Source organism: Streptomyces sp. ICN903, from assembly GCF_022015835.1.
Lineage (GTDB): Bacteria > Actinomycetota > Actinomycetes > Streptomycetales > Streptomycetaceae > Streptomyces > Streptomyces fenghuangensis.
On record NZ_JAKMAY010000017.1, the window covers coordinates 1 to 22,755 of the forward strand.

Sequence of the window (22,755 nt, forward strand, 5' to 3'; positions counted from 1 at the left end):
GGCTGGGCGTCTGGTGCGCATCGTGGTCCTTCCGTGTCGTGCCGCGCGCCCGGCCCCGGTCGGGGGGCGGGGCATGGCGGGCTCGGTGGGCACGGCGGGCTCGGTGGTGCCGCCGCACCGTTCGGTGCCGCATCCGGTGCGTCAACCGACAAAAGCCACTTATGACACAGAAAAGCGGGACGGTCACCCTGGGTTGCTCCCTGTGGTGACCGCCCCGCCTCGCCGCGCTGTGCCCCCGCCCGTGTCGCGAGGACCGCGCCGCGCCTTACGCCGACCGGGTGGCTGCCTTCTGGCGGGCCTGCCAGAACTCCTCGAAGGACAGCAGTCCGTCGCCGTCGCTGTCGTGCTGGTTGATCAGCGTCTGGGCCATGTCCACGGTGAGGGTGTAGTCCCCCAGCTCGCCCAGTACCTTGCGGAACTCCGCCGCGGTGACCAGTCCGTCCCCGTCCAGGTCGAAGCGGTCGAACGCCTCGCGCGCGGTCTCCATGTCGGCCATCGCCTGTCGTCCCCTCCCTCGTGCGGTCGTGACGCGCACACCCTAACGGGCGATCACCGGCGTCACAGGGGCCACCCGCGTATGAAATGGCACCACAGGCATCTCAGAGCAGCACGCGCCACACCAGCACCGAGCGCGCCGGAAGCACGACCGCCTCGCCCGCCGGGTGGACCGTGCCCGGCTCCTCCCGCTGATCCTCCCGCGCGGTGTCCACCAGCAGCTCGTAGTCCTGCCCCCACGGCGGCCCCGGCAGCCTGAAGCGCCCGTCCTCGTGCCCGGCGTGGAGGACGACCAGGAAGCTGTCGTCGACGACCGGGCCGCCCCGCTCGTCGCGCTGCGGGATGTCCCGACCGGACAGGTACATGCCCAGCGTGGCACCGGGCGCGTACCAGTCGGGTTCGGTCATCTCCCGGCCGCTCCCGGTGAACCAGGCCAGGTCACGCAGCCCCTCCGGGCCGTGCGCGCGCCCGGAGAAGAAGGCCTTGCGCCGCAGCACCGGGTGGGAGCGGCGCAGCGCGATCAGCCGCGAGGCCAGGGCGTACAGCTCGCGCCAGGCGGGCTCGGCCAGCAGCGACCAGTCCACCCAGCCGGTCTCGTTGTCCTGGCAGTAGGCGTTGTTGTTGCCGCCCTGGGTGCGGCCCATCTCGTCGCCCGCCACCAGCATCGGCACCCCGGTGGACAGCAGCAGGGTGGACAGCAGGTTGCGCAGCTGGCGCCGCCGCAGGGCGAGGACCGCCTCGTCGCCGGTCTCGCCCTCCACCCCGCAGTTCCATGAGCGGTTGTCGTCGGTGCCGTCGCGGTTGTCCTCGCCGTTGGCCTCGTTGTGCTTGCGCTCGTAGCTCACCAGGTCGCGCAGGGTGAAGCCGTCGTGGGCGGTGACGAAGTTGACCGAGGCGTACGGCCGCCGCCCGCCCCAGGCGTACAGGTCACTGGAGCCCGACAGCCGGTAGCCCAGGTCCCGCACGTCCGGCAGGGCACCGCGCCAGAAGTCGCGGACGGTGTCGCGGTAGCGGTCGTTCCACTCCGTCCACAGCGGCGGGAAGGCGCCCACCTGGTAGCCGCCCGCGCCCACGTCCCAGGGCTCGGCGATCAGCTTCACCCGGCGCAGCACCGGATCCTGGGCGATGACCGCGAGGAAGGGGGAGAGCATGTCCACGTCGTGCATGGACCGGGCCAGCGCGGCGGCCAGGTCGAAGCGGAAGCCGTCCACGCCCATCTCCTGCACCCAGTAGCGCAGCGAGTCGGTGATCAGCCGCAGCACCTGCGGCTGGACGACGTGCAGGGTGTTGCCGCAGCCGGTGTAGTCGGCGTAGTGGCGCGGGTCGTCGGCCAGCCGGTAGTAGCCGCGGTTGTCGATGCCGCGCAGGGAGAGGGTCGGTCCCAGCTCGCTGCCCTCGGCGGTGTGGTTGTAGACCACGTCGAGGATGACCTCGATCCCGGCGGCGTGCAGCGCCCGCACCATCTCCCGGAACTCCCCCACCTGCCGGCCGCGCGTGCCGTCGGCGGCGTACGCGGCGTGCGGCGCGAAGTAGCCGACGGAGTTGTAGCCCCAGTGGTTGCGCAGGCCGCGGCGGAGCAGGTGGTCCTCGTGCGCGAACTGGTGCACCGGCAGCAGCTCCACCGCCGTCACGCCCAGCTTCACCAGGTGTTCGATCGCGGCCGGGTGCGCCAGTCCGGCGTAGGTGCCGCGCAGTCCGGGCGGAACGCCGGGGTGGCGCATGGTGAAACCGCGCACGTGCAGCTCGTAGATGACCGAGTCGGCCCAGGGGGTCTTGGGGCGGCGGTCGTCGGCCCACTCGTCCCCGCCTCCCGGCCCGGCTCCGAGGGCCGAGTCGACGACGACGCCCTTGGGCACGTACGGCGCCGAGTCCCTCTCGTCGCGCACGGTGTCGGCCAGGTGCCGCTGCGGCCAGTCGCGGACGTGGCCGTAGACCTCCGGCGGCAGGGCGTACTCGCCGTCCACCGCGCGGGCGTACGGGTCCAGCAGCAGCTTGGCCGGGTTCCATCGGGCGCCCGTCCACGGGTCCCAGCGGCCGTGCACCCGGTAGCCGTAGAGCTGCCCCGGGCCGACTCCGGGGACGAAGCCGTGCCAGATCTCCTGGGTGTGCTCCGTCAGCGGGCAGCGGGTCTCGTTGCCGTCGTCGTCGAAGAGGCAGACCTCGACGGCCTCGGCGCCGGCCGACCACAGGGCGAAGTTGGTGCCCGCCACCCCGCCCGGGCCGACGTGGTGGCGGGCTCCCAGCGGCTGGGGGCTGCCGGGCCAGACGGTGGGGGCGGCCGCAGGGGTCGCGGGGGCCCCGGCGTACCGGGGCTCCCGGCGCGTGTGCTGTTCGGGTGCGCTCGACACGTCCGACACGTTGTGGCCTCCGGCGGCTCGCGGCGGGGGCGGGTTCGGGGCCCGCGCGGCGCGCCTGCCGCACGGGTCCGGTGCCCGGGTCTGGCAGGAGTGTTCCCGTTCGGGCCGTCCGCCTCACCCCTGTGATCGTCTTCTTTCCACCGCGCTGCTCCGGCCGGGTGAGGGCCGGACTGGGACCGGACTGGGACCGGGCGGGGCCCGTACGGCCGGGAGGCGGCGGACCGCTCGGCGTTAACGGGGGCTAACCTGCCCCCATGACTGTGACTCTTGAGGTCGCCGAGGGCGTCGGCACCATCCGACTGAACCGTCCCCCCATGAACGCGCTGGACATCGCCACCCAGGACCGGCTGCGCGAGCTGGCCGAGGAGGCGACGCACCGCGACGACGTACGGGCCGTGGTGATCTACGGCGGGGAGAAGGTGTTCGCGGCGGGCGCGGACATCAAGGAGATGCGCGAGATGGACCACGCGGCCATGGTCGCCAGGTCCCGCGGTCTGCAGGACTCCTTCACCGCCGTGGCCCGCATCCCCAAGCCGGTGGTGGCCGCGGTGACGGGCTACGCGCTGGGCGGCGGCTGCGAGCTGGCGCTGTGCGCCGACATCCGGATCGCCGCCGACAACGCCAAGCTGGGGCAGCCCGAGATCCTGCTGGGGCTGATCCCCGGCGCCGGCGGCACCCAGCGGCTGTCCCGGCTGGTCGGCCCCTCCAGGGCCAAGGACCTGATCTTCACCGGCCGCCAGGTGAAGGCGGACGAGGCCCTGGCCATCGGCCTGGTGGACAAGGTCGTGCCCGCGGCCGAGGTCTACGAGCAGGCGCACGCCTGGGCTGCGAGGCTGGCGGCCGGCCCGGCGATCGCCCTGCGCGCCGCCAAGGAGTGCGTCGACGCCGGGCTGGAGGCGGACATCGACACCGGGCTGGCGATCGAGCGCACCTGGTTCGCCGGGCTGTTCGCGACCGAGGACCGCGAGACCGGCATGCGCAGCTTCGTCGAGGAGGGGCCGGGCAAGGCGAAGTTCCGCTGACGCCCGGCCGGCGGGCCGCCCGGTCGGCGGACCGGTGGGTGGGCCGCCCGGCCGCCGGAAGCGGCCGGAGCGCAGGGGGCGTGGAACGGCGCGCGAGCCGTTCCACGCTCCCCTCCGGCGCACACAACCGGTGCGCGTACGGCACGGCGCGACCCCAACGGCCTGCCGCCGGCCGGGAATTCACGCTGTACGGCCGCACGGCGGCCGTTTCGCGGCCATGATTGGCCCATGGCGGGAGCGAACACGGCGCACACGGCATCGGTACCGGGGGAGGAACCGCCCCCCGCGGTCCCCGACGACGGGCCGTGCGGGGCCGGCCCGTCCACCGGGGCCGGCCCACTCGGCGAACCGGCCGAGACGGCCGAGACGGCCGAGACGGCCGAGTTCGGCGACCCGGCCACCGCGGAGGTGCGGCTGCCCAACCGCCCCGAGTCCGCGCGCACCGCGCGCCGGCTGGTCCGGTCCGTCCTGCTGAACCGCTGGGGACTGCCCGAGGCCCTGGCCGAGGACACCGTGCTGCTCGTCTCCGAACTGGTCGGCAACGCCGTACGGCACACCGGGGCCCAGTCCCTGGGGCTGCGGCTGCGGCGGCAGCGCGGCCGGATCCGGGTGGAGGTGCGCGATCCCTCGCGCGGGCTGCCCTGCCTGCTGCCCGTCCACGAGTTCGATGTCAGCGGACGCGGACTGTTCCTGGTGGACCACCTCTCCGACCGCTGGGGCGTGGACCTGCTGCCGCTCGGCAAGACGACCTGGTTCGAACTGCGGGACGAGGAGCGCTGACCGGCGCCGGCCCGCCGTCCGCGTCCGGCCCTCGGCTCCCGCACGCCTCAGCGTGCGGCGTACCGCCGCGTGCCCGCCCGGCGCCGCCGGTCGTTGCACAGCAGGCACCGCCCCCAGCCCGGCGGAAGCGGATCGTCCTTGTCCCCGTAGAGCGGATCGACCGCCCCGCGCGGGTGCTCCCGGCAGCCCGTGCCACCGCGGTCCCCGCCCAGCGACCGGGCCGCGTCCAGCGCCCGGCGCAGCGCGTCGGTCAGCTGCTCCGCCTGCTCCGCCGAGGGCTCGCCGTCCAGCGTGAAGACGATGTCGGACGCGGTGTGCAGCGCGGCCCGCAGTTCTCTCAGTTCTGCCTGACTCATACCGGGCAGCGTAGGTGCCCGCACCGACAGGCCGCCCTCGGTCTGTCGGTGCGGGCGGTACGGAGCCCGTCCGCGCGGGGCTCCGGCCGGGCGGTCCCGGCCGTCGGTCCTACGGCGGAAAACCGAGTGTGTCCTGTCAGTGATGAAACGTAGTCTCGCTCGTGATGTCTGCCACCGCCACCAGCCCATCGCGCCCCGATCCCCCGCACCCCGGTCCCGGCGGCTCCGGCGGCTCCGGCCCGCCGGAGCCGGGCACCGCGGTCGCGTCCGCACCCGCCGGGCGGCGGAGCCGTTCCGCCGTACGCTCGCTGCTGCGCCTGTGGCCCTTCGTCCGCCCGGTACGGGCCCGGCTGTTCACGGCGGCCTTCGTCGCGGTCCTCGCCTCCTGCCTGGGCCTGGTCATCCCCCTGATCCTGAAGTGGATCGTCGACGGGCCGATCGCCGGACGCGACACGAGTGGGGTGTGGCTGGGCGGCGCGCTGCTGCTGGCCGTCGGGGTGCTGGAGGCCGCGCTGTTCGGGCTGCGGCGCTGGCTGGTGGCCCGTCCGCTGGCCGGGGTGGAGGCATCGATGCGCGCCGCCCTGTTCCGGCACCTGCAGCGGCTGCCGGTCGCCTTCCACGACCGCTGGGCGAGCGGGCAGCTGCTGTCGCGCGCCACGGGCGACCTGCATCTGATCCGCCTGTTCCTGGCGTTCCCGCTCACCTTCCTGCTGGTGAACGGCACCACCATCGTCGTCGGCTTCGCCGTGCTGTTGTCCCAGGAGTGGACGCTGGGGCTGGTGCTGCTGGCACCGGTGGCGCCGCTGGTGGTGTTCTGCTCGGTCTTCGAGACGAGGTTCTCCCTCCAGGCCCGCCGGGCCCAGGACCAGATCGGCGATCTGACCACGGTCGTGGAGGAGGCCGTCCTCGGCATCCGGATCATCAAGGGCTTCGGCCGCCACCGCAGCCAGGCCCGTGCCTTCCGCGAGCTCTCGCGGCGGCTGCTGGGCACCGAACTGCGCAAGGCCCGGCTGCTGGCGGGCATCTGGGCGGTCATCACGGCGCTGCCGGAACTGGCCATCGGCGCCGCTCTGGTGTGGGGCACGGTCCAGGTGGCCGACGGCGAGCTGTCGGCGGGCACCCTGGTCGCCTTCCTCACCACGGCCCTGGCACTGCGCTGGCCGGTGGAGTCGATCGGCTTCCTGATCGCCATGAGCAACGAGGCGGCGACGGCGGCCGACCGCTACTTCGAGGTGCTGGACGAGCCGGTGCCGCCCGACACCCTCGCCGCCGAGCGCCCCTCCCCCGCTCCGCTCGGGGAGGCCGGGAAGACCGGGGAGACCGGGAAAGCGGGGAAGTCCGGAGGGGCCGGGGCCGTTCGGGACGGCCTGCGCTTCGAAGGTGTGGTCTTCCGCCATCCCGACACCCCGCCGGACACCCCGCCCGTCCTGGACGGCGTCGATCTGCACATCCGCTCCGGCGAGACCATGGCCCTGGTCGGCGCCACAGGCAGCGGCAAGACCACGCTCACCGCCCTGATCCCCCGGTTGCACGAGGCGACATCCGGCCGGATCACCCTCGACGGCCGGGACATCGCCGCGATGTCCCGCGAGGAGCTGCGCTCGCTGGTGGCCGTGGCCTTCGAGGAGGCCACGCTCTTCTCCGCCTCCGTGCGCGAGAACGTGCTGATGGGCGCGGCGGAGAGCACGGTGGAGGATCCGGCGGGGGGCCCGGCTCAGGAGGAACTGGTGCGTGCCCTGCGGGTGGCCCGGGCCGAGGAGTTCACCGCGGCACTGCCGCAGGGGCTGGACACCCAGGTCGGCGAGCAGGGGCTGAGCCTGTCCGGGGGGCAGCGCCAGCGGCTGGCGCTGGCGCGCGCCGTCGTGGGCCGCCCCCGCTTCCTGGTGCTGGACGATCCGCTCTCCGCGCTCGACGTTCGCACCGAGGCGCTGGTGGAGGCCGCCCTGCGCGAGGTGCTGGCCGGCACCACCGCCCTGGTGGTGGCGCACCGGCCCTCCACGGTGCTGCTGGCCGACCGGGTCGCGCTGTTGTCCCGGGGCCGGATCGCCGCCGTCGGCACCCACGCCGAACTGCTGCGCTCCAGCGCGGAGTACCGCCATCTGATGTCCGGCGAGCGGCACGAGCAGTACGAGGAGGAGCGATGACCGCCACCGTCACCGAACCGTCCTCCGGGGACGGGGACGCACGGGACTCACTGGACGCGAAGGCCGCACCGGGCACCGAACCGCCCGGACCGCCCGGCCCGGCGGAGGAGTCCGGGCACCCCGGGGCGCCCGACGCCTTCGACCGCGATGTGCTGCCCGCGCCGAAGGGCGCCTCGCTGCGGCTGCTCGGCTCGCTGCTGCGCCCGCTGCGGCCGCGGGTGGTGGTGGCCGCCCTCCTGCTGTTGCTCCAGCAGGCCGCCGTACAGGCCGGTCCGCTGCTGGTCGCGTACGCCATCGACCGGGCGGTGCCCGCCCTGCGCGGCGGCGACGGCGGCCCGCTGGCCGCCGTCGCGGCGGGGTACGCGGTGTGCGCGCTGTCCTCGGGCGGCCTGCAGTACGCCTTCGTCCGCGCCGCCGCCCGGGTCAACCAGAGCGTGCTGCTGGAGCTGCGCGGCCGGATCTACCGGCACGCCCAGGTACTCAGCGTGGACTTCCACGACCGCTACACATCCGGACGGCTGATCTCCCGCGCCACCACCGACGTCGAGGCGCTGCGCGAGCTGCTCGACGAGGGTCTGCAGGAGCTGCTGGGCGTGATCCTGTCGGTGGTCTACATCTGCTCGGTGCTGCTCTGGCTCGACCTGGGCCTGGGTGGCGCGGCACTGCTCTCCTTCGTTCCGCTCCTGCTGATCGTGCGGAACTTCCGGCGCCGCTCGTTGCGGGTCTACCGCAGGAAGTCCACGGCCACCGCGGCGATGATCGTGAAGTTCGTGGAGACGATGAACGGCATCCGCCCGGTGCAGGCGTTCCGCCGCGAGCGGGCGGGCGAGGCGGAGTTCGGCCGGCTCAACGACCGCCACCTGCGGTACAACGGGGACGCCATCCTGGAGATGGCCCGCTATGTGGTCTCCTCCCGGCTGGTGGCCAACACCGCGCTGGCCGCCATCGTTTTGTGGGGCGCCCACCGGGTGGCGTCCGGCTCGCTGGAGCTGGGCGTGCTGGCGGCGGCGGCGATGTACCTGCGGCGGCTGTACGACCCGATCGACCGGCTGGGGATGTTCCTCAACTCCTACCAGGGCGCGGCGGCCTCGCTGGAGAAGATCGCCGGGCTGCTCGCCCAGGCGCCCGGCGTCCCCGAGCCGGAGCATCCCCGGCGGCTGCCGCCGCCGGCCGGCGGGCGGCCGGGCCGCAGCGTGGTCTTCGAGGGGGTGCGTTTCGCCTACCGCACGGGAGGCGAGGTGCTGCCCCGCTTCGATCTGGAGATCCCGGCCGGGCAGACGGTCGCGGTGGTCGGCTCCACCGGTGCGGGCAAGTCCACGCTTGCCAAGCTGCTGGCGCGCTTCTACGACCCCACGGCGGGCCGGGTGCTGCTGGACGGCGCCGATCTGCGGGAGCTGGCCACCTCCGAGCTGCGACGCGGGGTGGTCATGGTGACCCAGGAGGCGTTCCTGTTCTCCGGGACGGTCGCCGACAACATCGCGATCGGCCGCCCGGAGGCGAGCCGGGAGGAGATCGAGCGGGCGGCGCGGGCGATCGGCGCCCACGACTTCATCGCCGCCCTCCCCGAGGGGTACGACACCGACGTGCGCAAGCGCGGCGGCCGGATCTCCGCCGGGCAGCGCCAGCTGGTCGCCTTCGCCCGGGCGCTGCTGGCCGATCCGGCCGTGCTCATCCTGGACGAGGCGACCTCCTCCCTGGACATCCCCGGTGAGCGCGCGGTCCAGCGGGCCATGGACACGGTGCTGCGCGGGCGCACCGCCGTGGTGATCGCCCACCGGCTGTCGACGGTGGAGATCGCCGACCGGGTGCTGGTCATGGAGGCCGGGCGCATCGTCGAGGACGGCTCGCCGGCCGATCTCATCGCCGGCGACGGCCGCTTCGCCGGGCTCCACCGCGCCTGGCGCGACAGCCTGGCCTGACCGGGCGCAGAGCCCGACGCACAAGCCCGACGCATCGACCGGCGCACGGGCCGGGTGGGGCACCGGACGGTGTCCCGTCCGGCGTCCCGTCCGGCGGGGCCGCACCCGCCGGGCGGGACGCCCGCACCCGACCCTCCCGAGCCTGGCGGACCCCGGTGACGGCCCGGTTTCTCCACCGTTTCCATCGCGTTCGGTCAGCGGACAGCGATTTTCCGACAGCGGACAGATTCCGGCCATTTTCTTGACCTGGCCCTGTCATCATCACCGTTTCGGTGCCACTCTCTCCACGCTGTGCACAGCCGCTCCCCCACGGGTCCCCACACCCTCAGGCGCACCGTCTCCGTCTCCACACCGCTCTCCAGCGAGGAGTTCAGCGTGATAGGCAGATCCACCCCCCGCAGACGTGCCACCGCCACCGGCGCCCTCGTCGCCGCCTCGGCGCTGCTGGCCGTCGGCCTCCAGTCGCAGGTCTCCACCGCCGCGCCCCAGGCCGAGCCCGACCCCGGCGCCCTCTCCGTCAAGCTCTCCCCCTCCCAGCGGGCCGAACTGCTCCGCGACGCGGAGGCCGACAGCTCCGCCACCGCCAGGGCCCTCGGCCTCGGCGCCAAGGAGAAACTCGTCGTCCGCGACGTGATCAAGAACGCCGACGGCACCGTCCACACCCGCTACGAGCGCACCTACGACGGGCTGCCCGTGCTCGGTGGCGACCTGGTCGTCGAGGAGTCGCCCGGCGGTGCGGTGGCCGAGGTCGCCAAGGCCACCGCGGCCAGGATCGCCGTCCCCTCCACCTCCGCCCCGGCCTCGGAGAAGCCCTCCAAGGCCGCGGCCGAGGGCAGCACCGCGCCCCGCAAGGTGGTCTGGGCCGCCGACGGGAAGCCCGTGCTCGCCTGGGAGCGCGTGGTCGGCGGCACCCAGGAGGACGGCACCCCCAGCGAGTTGCACATCGTCACCGACGCGGCCACCGGCGAGAAGCTGGCCGAGTGGGAGGGCGTGCACACCGGCACCGGCGAGAGCATGTACAGCGGCCGGGTCTCCCTGGGCACCAGTGGGTCCGGCGGTTCCTACACGATGACCGACGTGAACCGCGGCAACCACCGGACCTACGACCTGAACGGCGGCTCCTCCGGCACCGGCACCCTGTTCTCCGACGCCGACGACCTCTGGGGCAACGGCTCGCCGTCCAACCGCCAGACAGCCGGCGTGGACGCCCACTACGGCGCGGCCCTGACCTGGGACTACTACAAGAACGTCCACGGCCGCAACGGCATCCGCAACGACGGGAAGGCCCCCTACAGCCGGGTGCACTACGGCAACGCCTACGTCAACGCCTTCTGGTCGGACTCCTGCTTCTGCATGACCTACGGCGACGGCGCGAACAACTCCAGGCCGCTCACCTCGATCGACGTCGCCGCCCACGAGATGACCCACGGTCTGACCTCCAACACCGCGGGACTGCGCTACAGCGGCGAGTCCGGCGGCCTGAACGAGGCGACCTCCGACATCCTCGCCGCTGCCGTGGAGTTCAGGGCGAACAACAGCTCGGACGTCGGCGACTACCTCATCGGCGAGAAGATCGACATCCGCGGCAACGGCACCCCGCTGCGCTACATGGACAAGCCCAGCCGGGACGGCAGCTCCAAGGACTACTGGTACTCCGGCATCGGCAGCATCGACGTCCACTACTCCTCGGGCCCGGCCAACCACTTCTTCTACCTGCTCAGCGAGGGCAGCGGCGCCAAGACCATCAACGGCGTCTCCTACGACTCGCCGACCTCCGACGGCAAGCCGGTGACCGGTATCGGGATCGCGGCCGCCGAGAAGATCTGGTTCAAGGCGCTCACCGAGAAGATGACGTCGACGACCACTTACGCGGGCGCCCGCACCGCCACCCTCTCCGCCGCGGCCGACCTGTTCGGCGCCGACAGCGTCCAGCACAAGGCGGTGGCCCACGCCTGGGCCGCGGTCAACGTCGGTTCCCGGCCCGACGAGGGCGGCGGCGAGGAGCCCGGCGACAACGTCTTCGAGAACACCGACGACCACTCCATCCCGGACCCGGGCACCGTGGAGTCGCCGATCACGGTGAACAGGTCCGGCAACGCGCCCAGCACGCTGAAGGTGGACGTGGACATCGTCCACACCTACCGCGGTGACCTCGTCATCGACCTGGTGGCGCCGGACGGGAGCACCTACCGCCTCAAGAACAGCTCCTGGGACTCGGGCGACGACGTCCGGGCGTCCTACACGGTCAACGCCTCCTCCGAGGCCGCCTCCGGCACCTGGAAGCTGCGCGTGAGGGACGTCTACCGCTCCGACTCCGGCTACATCGACAGCTGGAAGCTGACGTTCTGATCCACGCCGCGATCCGCGTCCCGGCCCGCGCTCCGGGCCGGTGAACGCGGAACGGCGGGAACGGAGAGGGGGAGGGGAGCCGCACCGGTGGCGCGGCTCCCCTCCCCCCGTCTCCCGGTTCCGCCTCCCCGCCCCTCAGCGCAGCAGCACCCCGGCGGCCTCCCGGGCGCCGAGGTCGTCCGGCGGCAGGGTCACCAGCCCCATCTCGGCCGGGTCCGCCAGCAGCGGATGGGAGGGCAGGACGCGGACGGTGTAGCCGAACGGCCCGGTGCGGTCCAGCGTCAGCGGCCCCTCGTACAGCCGGCTTCCGTCCTCCTCCGGCCCGCCGGAGGGCTTGAGCGGTACGCGCACCGCCTCGTCGCCCGCGATGGAGTCCGACTCGTCCACCCGCCCGGCGACCGCCTGCACCTCCACGTCGTCCGGCTCCAGGCCGCCCAGGGCCACCCGCACCCGCAGCGACAGTGAGCCGCCCAGCTCCACGGACTCGCAGACCGACTCCACATGGTCGATCGCCACCCGCGGCCAGCCCGCGCGCACCCGCGCCTTCCAGGCCGCCAGCCGCCCGGCGGCGCCGGCGTCCAGGGCCCGGTGGGCACGGGCGGCCGGGCTGTACAGCCGCTCGGTGTACTCGCGCACCATCCGGTCGGCGAGCACCTTCGGCCCGAGCCTCTGCCTGGTCTGGCGGACCATCTCGATCCACCGCTCGGGCAGCCCGTCGCCGCCCGGTCCGCGGTCGTAGAAGCACGGCGCCACATGCTCGCGGAGCAGTTCGTAGAGCGCCGCGGCCTCTATGTCGTCGCGCCGCTGACGGTCCTGCGCGCTCTCGTGCGCCGCGCCGGGTCCGCCGCCGTCGGCGGTCGGGATGGCCCAGCCGAAGTCCGGCTCGTACCACTCCTCCCACCAGCCGTCCCGCACCGAGAGGTTGAGGCAGCCGTTGAGCGCCGCCTTCATCCCGGAGGTCCCGCACGCCTCCAGCGGGCGCAGCGGGTTGTTCAGCCAGACGTCGCAGCCGGTGTAGAGCTTCTGCGCCATGGCCATGCCGTAGTCGGGCAGGAAGACGATCCGGTGGCGAACCCGCGGGTCGTCGGCGAACCGCACCAGTTCCTGGATCAGCCGCTTGCCGCCGTCGTCGGCCGGGTGCGCCTTGCCCGCGACCACGAGCTGGACGGGCCGGGTGGGGTGCAGCAGCAGCTCGGTGAGCCGCTCGCGGTCGCGCAGCATCAGCGTCAGCCGCTTGTAGGACGGGACGCGCCGGGCGAAGCCGATGGTGAGCACGTCCGGGTCCAGGACTCCGTCGATCCAGCCGAGTTCGGCGTCCGAGGCGCCGCGCTGCCGCCAGGAGGCGTGCAGCCGCCGGCGCACCTCGTGTACGAGGTGCTCGCGCAGGGTGCGGCGGGTCTCCCACAACTCGGCACCGCCGGCGCCGGCGGGCAGCGCCCGCATCTCGTCGGCGGTCCAGGTGGGGGCGTGGACGCCGTTGGTGATGGAGGTGATGGGCACCTCGGCGGCGTCGAAGCCCGGCCACAGCCCGGCGAACATCTCCCGGCTGACCGCGCCGTGCAGTGTGGAGACGCCGTTGGCGAGCCGGGCGAGCCGAAGCCCCATCACGGCCATGTTGAACAGTCCCGGATCACCGCCGGGATAGGTCTCGGTGCCCAGCCGCAGCACCTGCTCCACGTCCACGCCGGGCAGCTCGCCGTCGTCGCCGAGGTGGCGGGCGACCAGCTCGCGGTCGAAGCGGTCGATGCCGGCGGGGACGGGGGTGTGGGTGGTGAACACCGTCCCGGCGCGCACGGCCTCCAGCGCGGTGTCGAAGGGCACGCCCTCCCCGCTCATCTCCCGGATGCGCTCCAGTCCGAGGAAGCCGGCGTGCCCCTCGTTGGTGTGGAACACCTCGGGTTCCGGGTGGCCGGTGACACGGCAGTACGCGCGCACCGCCCGCACTCCGCCGATGCCCAGCAGCATCTCCTGGAGCAGCCGGTGCTCGCTGCCGCCGCCGTAGAGCCGGTCGGTGACGTCGCGTTCGCGCGGGGCGTTGTCCTCCACGTCGGAGTCGAGCAGCAGCAGGGGGACGCGGCCGACGCGGGCCTGCCAGACGTGGGCGCGCAGAGTGCGTGCGCCGGGCAGCCGCAGGTCCACGCGGACCGGGGCGCCGCCCGGCTCGCGCAGCACCTCCAGCGGCAGCTCGTTGGGGTCCAGGACGGGGTAGTGCTCCTGCTGCCAGCCGTCGCGCGACAGGCTCTGGCGGAAGTAGCCGTGGCGGTAGAGCAGGCCCACCCCGATCAGCGGGACGCCGAGGTCGCTGGCGGCCTTGAGGTGGTCCCCGGCGAGGATGCCGAGTCCGCCGGAGTACTGGGGCAGGGCGGCGGTGATGCCGAACTCGGGGGAGAAGTAGGCGATGGCGGCGGGCAGTTCGTCCTCCGCGCGCTGGTACCAGCGCGGCTCGGTCAGGTACTCGCGCAGATCCGCCGCGGCGGCGGACAGCCGCTCCAGGAAGTCGCGGTCGTGGGCCAGCTCCTCCAGCCTCCGGGCGGAGACGGTGCCCAGTGTCCGCACCGGGTCGCCGCCACAGGCCCGCCAGCCGTCGGGGTCGGCGCGGCGGAAGAGCTCTCTGGTCTCGGGGTGCCAGGACCAGCGCAGGTTGTGCGCCAGGTCGCTGAGCGGTCGTAGGGGCTCCGGAAGGACGGGACGTACAGAGAATCGACGAATGGCCTTCACACCTCGACGGTAGCCGGATTCGCTCCCCATTTCGCCCGGTAACCCGTCATCACATCACCAACGGCCCCATAGGCGCATATGCGAGCACTCGTCGTGCGCCCGCGCACGGCGCCCGGTCCGCCCCCCGCCGGCCCTCCGCCTGGCACCCGGTGCCGCCACCGGCGCGAAGAGAGAAGGAGTTTCCCGGCTCGTGGCGGGAACGGTCAGGTTGGGCACTTTTGCTTACCAGTAGTTCACATTGAGGCGGATGCCCGTCCCGTCCGGGCGGGCAGTCTCTCCTCCTACCGCCCTTCCCGGGTTCTCCCGGAACAACCGTCACGCCAGCCGAGTGAAAGCGGACAGGAGCGGCCATGCCCCCGGCCCGTCAACGGTCTGTGGAACAGATAGAAAGAACAAAACCATCCGTAACGCCACCAGGTGATCCAATGATCGGTCGCATTCCCGTACTGGACGTCCATCCGCTCGTCGACTGCGGGCGCCGCCCGGCGAAGGCCGTGGCCGGCGAGACCTTCCGGGTCTCGGCCACGGTCTTCCGCGAAGGCCACGACGCGGTCGGCGCGAACGTCGTCCTGCGGGATCCGAGCGGAAGCCCGGGCCCGTGGACGCCGATGCGGGAACTGGCGCCGGGCACCGACCGCTGGGGCGCCGACGTCACCCCCGGCTCGGAGGGGCGCTGGTCCTACACCGTCGAGGCGTGGGGCGATCCGGTCGGAACCTGGCGGCACAACGCGAGGATCAAGGTCCCGGCGGGGATCGACGCCGAGCTGACCCTCACCGAGGGCGCGCTGCTGCACGAGCGGGCCGCCGCGGGGGTGCCCGAGGACGGCGGCCGCGCGGCCGTACTGGAGGCGGTGGAGGCCCTGCGCGACGCCTCCCGCCCGGTCGCCGCGCGACTGGCCGCCGCGCTGGCACCCGAGGTGGTCTCCGCGCTGGACCGCCACCCGCTGCGCGAACCGGTCACCGCCACCCGCCCCCTGCCGCTGCTGGTGGAGCGCAGGAGGGCGCTGTTCGGCTCCTGGTACGAGTTCTTCCCCCGCTCCGAGGGCGCGGTGGTGAAGGAGGGCGAGCCGCCCGTCTCCGGCACCCTGCGCACGGCCGCCGAGCGGCTGCCCGCGATCGCGGACATGGGCTTCGACGTGGTCTACCTGCCGCCCGTCCACCCCATCGGCGAATCGTTCCGCAAGGGGCCCAACAACTCCCTGACCGCCGGCCCCCACGACGTCGGCAGCCCCTGGGCCATCGGCTCGGCCGCCGGCGGGCACGACGCGATCCACCCGGACCTGGGCACCTTCGAGGACTTCGACCACTTCGTGGCGCGCGCCCGCGAACTGCGCATGGAGGTGGCCCTGGACTTCGCCCTGCAGTGCTCCCCGGACCACCCGTGGGTCAAGGAGCACCCGGAGTGGTTCCACCACCGCCCCGACGGGACGATCGCCTACGCCGAGAACCCGCCGAAGAAGTACCAGGACATCTACCCCATCGCGTTCGACGCGGACATGGACGGGCTGGTCGCCGAAACCGTGCGGATCCTGCGGATGTGGATGTCCCACGGGGTACGGATCTTCCGCGTGGACAACCCGCACACCAAGCCGGTCGTCTTCTGGGAGAAGGTGATCGGCGAGGTCAACGGGACCGACCCCGACGTCATCTTCCTGGCCGAGGCGTTCACCCGCCCGGCGATGATGCACACCCTCGCCAAGATCGGCTTCCAGCAGTCCTACACCTACTTCACCTGGCGCAACGGGAAGGACGAGCTGACCGAGTACCTCACCGAACTCTCCGGGGACGCCGCCTCGTACATGAGGCCCAACTTCTTCGTCAACACCCCCGACATCCTCCACGCCTACCTCCAGAACGGCGGGCGTCACGCCTTCGAGGTCCGCGCGGTGCTCGCCGCGACCCTCTCTCCCACCTGGGGGGTCTACTCGGGCTACGAGCTGTGCGAGTCGACACCGGTCAGGCCGGGCAGCGAGGAGTACCTTGACTCGGAGAAGTACCAGCTCCGCCCGCGCGACTGGGCGGCCGCGGAGCGTGCGGGCACCACCATCGCCCCGCTCCTCACCGAACTGAACCGGCTGCGCCGCCGCCATCCGGCACTGCAGGAGCTGCGCAACCTGCGCTTCCACCACAGCGACAACCCGTCGATCATCGTCTACTCGAAGCACTGCGCACACCCGTACGCCGACACGGTTCTCACGGTGGTCAACCTCGACCCCCACCACACCCACGAGGCCACGGTCTCGTTGGACCTGGCGGAACTCGGCCTCACTCCCGCTCAGGCGAGTGGCGCCGAACTTTTTCCGGTGCGCGACGAGCTCACCGGCGAGACCTATCACTGGGGCAGGGACAACTATGTGCGCCTGGAGCCGGGCCGCGGCGCGGCGCCCGCGCACATCCTCTCCCTGCGACCGTCCCCACAGACCGGAGGGTCACCCAACCATGACCGTCAATGAACCCGTCATCGACACGTTCGAGGACACGCCCGCCAAGGACCGCGATCCCGATTGGTTCAAGAGGGCCGTCTTCTATGAAGTGCTGGTCCGGTCCTTCCAGGACAGCAACGGCGACGGCATCGGCGATCTGAAGGGCCTCACCGCCCGGCTCGACTACCTGCAGTGGCTGGGCGTGGACTGCCTCTGGCTGCCCCCGTTCTTCAAGTCCCCGCTGCGGGACGGCGGCTACGACGTCGCCGACTACACCTCCGTGCTCCCCGAGTTCGGCGACCTCGCCGACTTCGTGGAGTTCGTGGACGCCGCACACCAGCGCGGCATGCGGATCATCATCGACATGGTCATGAACCACACCAGCGACCAGCACCCGTGGTTCCAGGAGTCCCGGCGCGATCCCGACGGCCCCTACGGCGACTACTACGTGTGGGCCGACGACGACAAGCAGTACCCGGACGCCCGCATCATCTTCGTCGACACCGAGGCGTCCAACTGGACGTTCGACCCGGTGCGCAAGCAGTACTACTGGCACCGCTTCTTCTCCCACCAGCCGGATCTCAACTACGAGAACCCGCAGGTCCAGGAGGAGATGATCTCGGCGCTGAAGTTCTGGCTGGACCTGGGCATCGACGGGTTCCGGCTGGACGCGGTCCCCTACCTGTACGCGCAGGAGGGCACCAACTGCGAGAACCTCCCGCAGACCCACGAGTTCCTCAAGAAGGTCCGCGCCGAGATCGACGCCCACTACCCCGACACCGTGCTGCTGGCCGAGGCCAACCAGTGGCCGGAGGACGTCGTCGACTACTTCGGCGACTACTCCAAGGGCGGCGACGAGTGCCACATGGCGTTCCACTTCCCCGTCATGCCGCGCATCTTCATGGCGGTGCGGCGCGAGTCGCGCTACCCGGTCTCCGAGGTCCTGGCCAAGACCCCGGCCATCCCCTCGGGCTGCCAGTGGGGCATCTTCCTGCGCAACCACGACGAGCTGACCCTGGAGATGGTCACCGACGAGGAGCGCGACTACATGTACGCGGAGTACGCCAAGGATCCGCGGATGCGCGCCAACATCGGCATCCGGCGGCGGCTGGCCCCGCTGCTGGACAACGACCGCAACCAGATCGAGCTGTTCACCGCCCTGCTGCTGTCCCTGCCGGGCTCGCCGATCCTGTACTACGGCGACGAGATCGGCATGGGCGACAACATCTGGCTGGGCGACCGGGACGCGGTGCGCACCCCGATGCAGTGGACGCCCGACCGCAACGCGGGCTTCTCCTCCTGCGATCCGGGCCGGCTGTTCCTGCCCACGATCATGGACCCGGTCCACGGCTACCAGGTCACCAACGTCGAGGCCGCCATGAGCAGCCCTTCCTCGCTGCTGCACTGGACCCGCCGGATGATCGAGATCCGCAAGCAGAACCCGGCCTTCGGGCTGGGCACGTACACCGAACTGCCCTCGTCCAACCCGGCGGTGCTCGCCTTCCTGCGCGAGTACGGGGACGACCTGGTGCTGTGCGTGAACAACTTCTCGCGGTTCCCGCAGCCCACCGAGCTGGATCTGAACGCCTTCGGCGGACGCCACCCGGTGGAGCTGATCGGCGGGGTGCGGTTCCCTCCCATCGGGGAGCTGCCGTACCTGCTGACGCTGGCCGGACACGGCTTCTACTGGTTCCGGCTGCGCGAGCAGGCGTGAGGCGGGGGTAGGGCAGGCATGGACAGCGGCGGCCCGGGAACGAGTCCGGACACGGATTGGGCCCGGGCCGCCGCGGGCAGTATTCCTCCCACCACCGATCGCACCGCTCGAAGCAGTTCGCTAGCCCGCTTGGTGGGTACTCCCCGACACGTCCCGCACCGCCGGACAGCCACAGCCGCAATCCGGGACACTCTGCCGTACCTTTCGTGTGCCCGGGGAAAGGACGCCATGTCGGACAGCTCCTCGCCGCGCGCCGCCGTCGTCGCCACGCGCGAGCCGGAGGGCGCGGCGCTGCTGCGTTCGCTCACGCCACTGCTCACCGAATGGCTTCCGCGGCAACGCTGGTTCGCCGGGAAGGGGCGGCCCGTCAGCGGATTCGCCCTCGTCGCCGCCACCGAGCTGCTGCCGTGCACGAGCGGCGCCGCGCCGGGTCTGCTGCACCTGCTGGTGCGGGCCCGCCAGCCCGGCGGGCCGGAACAGACCCATCCGGTTCCCGCCGACTGCTACCAGTTGCTGCTGGGCGTGCGCGACGCCCTGCCGCCGCCATTGGCCGGATCCCTGATCGGGCACCCCGCCGACGGGCCGCTGGCCGGCCGCACGGTGTACGAGGCCCTGCACGATCCGAGGCTGGCCGCCGTACTGCTGGAGCGGCTGCGCTCCCCCGGGCGGCTCGGCCCGCTGCTCTTCCAGCGGGAGCGCGGCACCACGATCCCGCAGGGGCTGCCGCCCAGGCCGCTGAGCGTGGAGCAGTCGAACTCCTCGGTGGTCTACGGCGACAGCCACATCCTCAAGCTGTTCCGCCGGGTCAGCCCCGGCGTCAACCCCGATCTGGAACTGCCGCTGGCCCTGGCGCGGGCCGGGTCGGACCGGGTGCCCGCGCCGGCCGCCTGGTTCGAGGCGCGCCCCGGCGAACGCCCCGGCGAGGGCGGTGAGGCGGGCGAGCCGATGACACTGGGCGTGCTCCAGCCCTTCCTGCCCGGCACCAGCGACGGCTGGCAGCTCGCACTGGGTTCGCTGGCCTCGCACGGCGACTTCTCCGGCTCCGCGCGTGCGCTGGGCCGGGCGATCGCCGAGGTGCACACCACACTGGCGCAGGCTCTGCCGGTGACGGCGCTGGGCCGCCGCCAGCTGGAGTTCATCGCCTCCGGCATGAACGAGCGGCTGGAGGCCGCGGCCGCCGCCGTACCCGCCCTGCGCCCCTACCGGGGGAAGCTGCACACCGTCTTCGACGCCGTCGCCGGGCTCGGCCGCGGCGGGCGCTCCTGGTCCGCCCAGCGCATCCACGGCGACCTCCATCTGGGCCAGGCGCTGTGCGCGGGGGACGACGGCCGCTGGTCGGTCATCGACTTCGAGGGCGAGCCCGCCCGTCCCATCGCCGAACGCCGCCGCCCCCAGCCGGTGGTGCGGGACATCGCGGGGATACTGCGCTCCTTCGACTACGCGGCGTGCCAGCACGCCCGCTCCTCCCCCGGCGAGGCCGGATGGGCCCGCGAGTGGTCCGAGAAGAATCGTGACGCCTACTGCTCCGGCTACGCCGACGCCTCCGGCTCCGACCCGCGCGACGAGGACGTCCTGCTGCGCGCGTACGAGACGGACAAGGCCGTCTACGAAGTGCTCTACGAGGCCAGGCACCGCCCCGCCTGGCTCGCCATCCCGATGTCCGCCGTCCAGCGGCTCGCGGACACCTGAACGATTCCGTGCACAGGAGGCCCCTTCCGTGACCCCCCGTCCCGACAGCCGACCGTTCTCCGAGACCTCCCCGCGGCCCGTCCGCACCGGCGGCCGGGACGAGGACGCCGCCCCGGCCGCCGCCCAGGGAGCCGCCGGCCCGAAGGGCCCGGCCGGCGCCGCGGACCCCGCCGGAGGGAAGCCCGCCGCCGGGAAGACCGCGGCGAAGAAGACCTCCGCCAAGCGGACGGCCGCCAAGAAGACCGCGACCGGGAAGGTCGTGGCGAAGAAGGCGGCGGCCAAGAAGACAGCCGCGAAGAAGACCGCCGCCAAGAAGGCGGTGACCGGGAAGAAGGCGGCGACCGGGAAGGCCGCCGCGAAGAAGGTCCCGGCGGGGAAGACCGCGGCCAGGGCCGCCGGCAAGGCCCCCGCGCGGAAGGTCGCGGCCGGGAAGGCGGCGGCGTCCGAACCCGTGGCCCTGCGCCAGGACGAGCCGCTGAAGGACCACGCCCCCAACTGGCCCGGCGCCCGCCCGCCCGCACCGCGCCGGAGCGACGACGCCCCGGCCGGGCAGGGCGTCGGGCGCGCCGCCGCGCTGGACCCCGGTGAGCGGCAGCGCCTGCTGCACGGCTCCCACCACGACCCGCACACGGTGCTCGGCGCACACCGGGTGCCCGGCGGGGTGCTGTTCCGCGCGCTGCGGCCCTACGCCCGCTGTGTCGCCGTCCTGGCCGAGGGTGTGCGGGCCGAGCTGCACGACGACGGGGACGGGCTGTTCTCCGGCGTGCTCCCGCTGGCCGCCGAGCCCTCGATGCCCTCCTACCGGCTGCTGGTGCGCTACGGGGAGGAACCCGGCCAGGACGAGCTGGAGACCGAGGACCCGTACCGCTTCCTGCCCTCGCTCGGCGAACTGGACCTGCATCTGATCGGCGAGGGCCGCCACGAGGAGCTGTGGCGGGCGCTGGGCGCGCGCCCCATGACCGTCGACGGGGTGGCCGGCACCCGCTTCACCGTCTGGGCTCCCAACGCCCTGGGGGTGCGGGTCGCCGGGGACTTCAACTGCTGGGACGGCACCGCCTGCCCCATGCGCTCACTGGGCGGCAGCGGTGTGTGGGAGCTGTTCCTGCCCGGGGTCGGCGCGGGCGCGCTGTACAAGTTCGACATCACCCGCCCGGACGGCTCCCACACCCTGCGCGCCGACCCGATGGCCCGCCGTACCGAGGTCCCGCCGGCGACCGCCTCGGTCGTGGAGGAGTCGGCGTACACCTGGCACGACGAGGAGTGGCTGGCCCGCCGCGCCGAACGCGCTCCCCACCAAGCCCCTCTGTCCGTCTACGAGGTGCACCTGCCCTCCTGGCGCCCCGGGCTGACCTACCGCGAACTGGCCGAGCAGCTCCCGGCGTACGTGAAGGACCTGGGCTTCACCCATGTGGAGCTGATGCCCGTCGCCGAGCACCCCTTCGGCGGCTCCTGGGGCTACCAGGTCACCGGTTTCTACGCCCCCACCGCGCGCATGGGCACCCCCGACGACTTCCGGTACCTGGTGGACCGCCTCCACCAGGAGGGCATCGGGGTGCTGATGGACTGGGTGCCCGCGCACTTCCCCAAGGACGAGTGGGCGCTGGCCCGCTTCGACGGCACCGCGCTGTACGAGCACTCCGACCCGGCCCGCGCCGAGCACCCGGACTGGGGGACGCTGGAGTTCAACTTCGGCCGCACCGAGGTCCGCAACTTCCTGGTCGCCAACGCGGTCTACTGGTGCGAGGAGTTCCACATCGACGGCCTGCGCGTGGACGCCGTCGCCTCGATGCTCTACCTGGACTACTCGCGCGAGTCCGGCCAGTGGACCCCCAACGTGTACGGCGGCCGGGAGAACCTGGACGCGGTGGCCTTCCTGCAGGAGATGAACGCCACCGTCTACCGCCGCTGCCCCGGCGTGATCACCGCCGCCGAGGAGTCCACCGCCTGGGACGGCGTCACCCGCGCCACCCACCACACCGGGCCGGGCGGCTTCGGCGGGCTGGGCTTCGGCTTCAAGTGGAACATGGGGTGGATGCACGACTCCCTGGAGTACATGGTCAGGGAGCCGGTCCACCGCAAGTACCACCACAACGAGATGACGTTCTCGATGGTGTACGCCTACTCGGAGAACTACATCCTGCCCATCTCCCACGACGAGGTGGTGCACGGCAAGCGGTCGCTGGTGTCGAAGATGCCGGGCGACTGGTGGCAGCAGCGGGCCGACCACCGGGCGTACCTGGGCTTCATGTGGTCCCATCCGGGCAAGCAGCTGCTTTTCATGGGGCAGGAGTTCGCACAGGGTGCGGAGTGGTCGGAGGCGCACGGGCCGGACTGGTGGCTGCTGGACCCGGCGTACTCGGCCGCCGGCGACCACCAGGGGGTGCGGGATCTGGTCCGCGACCTCAACCGCGTCTACACCGCCACGCCCGCCCTGTGGGAGCTGGACACCGATCCGGCCGGCTTCTCCTGGATCGAGGGGGGCGCTGCCGACGACAACGTCTTCGCGTTCCTGCGGTACGCCGCCGACGGCTCGCCGCTGATCGCCGTCTCCAACTTCTCCCCCGTCGTCCGGCACGGCTACCCGATCGGCGTCCCCGCGGGGATCCCCGCCTGGCGGGAGGTCCTCAACACCGACGCGGCACGGTACGGCGGGAGCGGCGTGGGCAACCCCGGGGTGCTGAAGGCGGACGCGGCTCCGGCGCACGGCCGCCCGGCCGGCATCGCCCCGACGCTGCCGCCGCTGGCGACGATCTGGCTCGTGCCCGCCTGAGCCGTACGCCGTCGCGGCG

At 72.7% G+C, this 22,755-nt stretch carries 13 protein-coding genes; 9 read left to right on the forward strand and 4 right to left on the reverse strand.

The window, feature by feature from the left end:
* Window positions 1-265: 265 nt before the first annotated feature.
* Both L7D48_RS03360 and glgX read right to left on the reverse strand, forming a co-directional pair.
* Window positions 266-496 carry an EF-hand domain-containing protein gene (locus L7D48_RS03360; RefSeq protein WP_237877220.1) on the reverse strand — a complete coding sequence of 77 codons (231 nt, stop codon included), beginning with the start codon at window positions 494-496 and terminating at the stop codon, window positions 266-268.
* 103 nt (window positions 497-599) lie between these two features.
* Complete coding sequence (glgX, locus tag L7D48_RS03365) at window positions 600-2,843, reverse strand: glycogen debranching protein GlgX (RefSeq protein ID WP_237877222.1); 2,244 nt, start codon at window positions 2,841-2,843, stop codon at window positions 600-602.
* A gap of 263 nt (window positions 2,844-3,106) precedes the next feature.
* On the opposite strand from glgX, the gene L7D48_RS03370 reads away from it, so the two are divergent.
* Together L7D48_RS03370 and L7D48_RS03375 are read left to right on the forward strand one after the other, a co-directional pair.
* Window positions 3,107-3,874, forward strand: a complete 768-nt coding sequence (locus L7D48_RS03370; RefSeq protein WP_093661829.1) for an enoyl-CoA hydratase/isomerase family protein — start codon at window positions 3,107-3,109, stop codon at window positions 3,872-3,874.
* Window positions 3,875-4,102: 228 nt separating this feature from the next.
* Window positions 4,103-4,654: an ATP-binding protein gene (locus L7D48_RS03375; RefSeq protein ID WP_237877224.1), complete on the forward strand. Its 552-nt coding sequence runs from the start codon at window positions 4,103-4,105 to the stop codon at window positions 4,652-4,654.
* Between the two features lie 47 nt (window positions 4,655-4,701).
* Here the strand turns inward: L7D48_RS03375 and L7D48_RS03380 are convergent, their stop codons facing one another.
* On the reverse strand, window positions 4,702-5,010 hold the full coding sequence (locus L7D48_RS03380; protein ID WP_237877226.1) for a hypothetical protein: 309 nt from the start codon (window positions 5,008-5,010) through the stop codon (window positions 4,702-4,704).
* A 164-nt stretch (window positions 5,011-5,174) separates the two neighbouring features.
* Between L7D48_RS03380 and L7D48_RS03385 the strand changes: the two genes are divergently transcribed.
* From L7D48_RS03385 to L7D48_RS03395, 3 genes are all read left to right on the forward strand, one after another.
* Complete coding sequence (locus L7D48_RS03385; RefSeq protein ID WP_237877228.1) at window positions 5,175-7,154, forward strand: ABC transporter ATP-binding protein; 1,980 nt, start codon at window positions 5,175-5,177, stop codon at window positions 7,152-7,154.
* Window positions 7,151-9,073: an ABC transporter ATP-binding protein gene (locus L7D48_RS03390; RefSeq protein WP_237877230.1), complete on the forward strand. Its 1,923-nt coding sequence runs from the start codon at window positions 7,151-7,153 to the stop codon at window positions 9,071-9,073. Before L7D48_RS03385 ends, L7D48_RS03390 begins: the two co-directional genes overlap by 4 nt.
* A gap of 375 nt (window positions 9,074-9,448) precedes the next feature.
* The gene (locus L7D48_RS03395; RefSeq protein ID WP_237877260.1) at window positions 9,449-11,422 is read left to right on the forward strand and encodes a M4 family metallopeptidase; all 1,974 of its coding nucleotides are present in this window, start codon (window positions 9,449-9,451) and stop codon (window positions 11,420-11,422) included.
* A 135-nt stretch (window positions 11,423-11,557) separates the two neighbouring features.
* Here L7D48_RS03395 and glgP read toward each other — a convergent pair whose 3' ends face one another.
* Window positions 11,558-14,140: an alpha-glucan family phosphorylase gene (glgP, locus tag L7D48_RS03400; protein WP_237877232.1), complete on the reverse strand. Its 2,583-nt coding sequence runs from the start codon at window positions 14,138-14,140 to the stop codon at window positions 11,558-11,560.
* A 425-nt stretch (window positions 14,141-14,565) separates the two neighbouring features.
* Between glgP and L7D48_RS03405 the strand changes: the two genes are divergently transcribed.
* From L7D48_RS03405 to glgB, 4 genes are all read left to right on the forward strand, one after another.
* On the forward strand, window positions 14,566-16,593 hold the full coding sequence (locus L7D48_RS03405) for an alpha-1,4-glucan--maltose-1-phosphate maltosyltransferase (RefSeq protein WP_237877234.1): 2,028 nt from the start codon (window positions 14,566-14,568) through the stop codon (window positions 16,591-16,593).
* Entirely contained in the window at window positions 16,580-18,277 is a 1,698-nt protein-coding gene (gene treS / locus L7D48_RS03410; protein ID WP_237877236.1) for a maltose alpha-D-glucosyltransferase, read from the forward strand. Before L7D48_RS03405 ends, treS begins: the two co-directional genes overlap by 14 nt.
* 228 nt (window positions 18,278-18,505) lie before the next feature.
* Window positions 18,506-19,966: a phosphotransferase gene (locus L7D48_RS03415; RefSeq protein ID WP_237877238.1), complete on the forward strand. Its 1,461-nt coding sequence runs from the start codon at window positions 18,506-18,508 to the stop codon at window positions 19,964-19,966.
* A 28-nt stretch (window positions 19,967-19,994) separates the two neighbouring features.
* Window positions 19,995-22,736: a 1,4-alpha-glucan branching enzyme gene (gene glgB / locus L7D48_RS03420; protein WP_237877240.1), complete on the forward strand. Its 2,742-nt coding sequence runs from the start codon at window positions 19,995-19,997 to the stop codon at window positions 22,734-22,736.
* The last annotated feature ends 19 nt before the right edge of the window (window positions 22,737-22,755 follow it).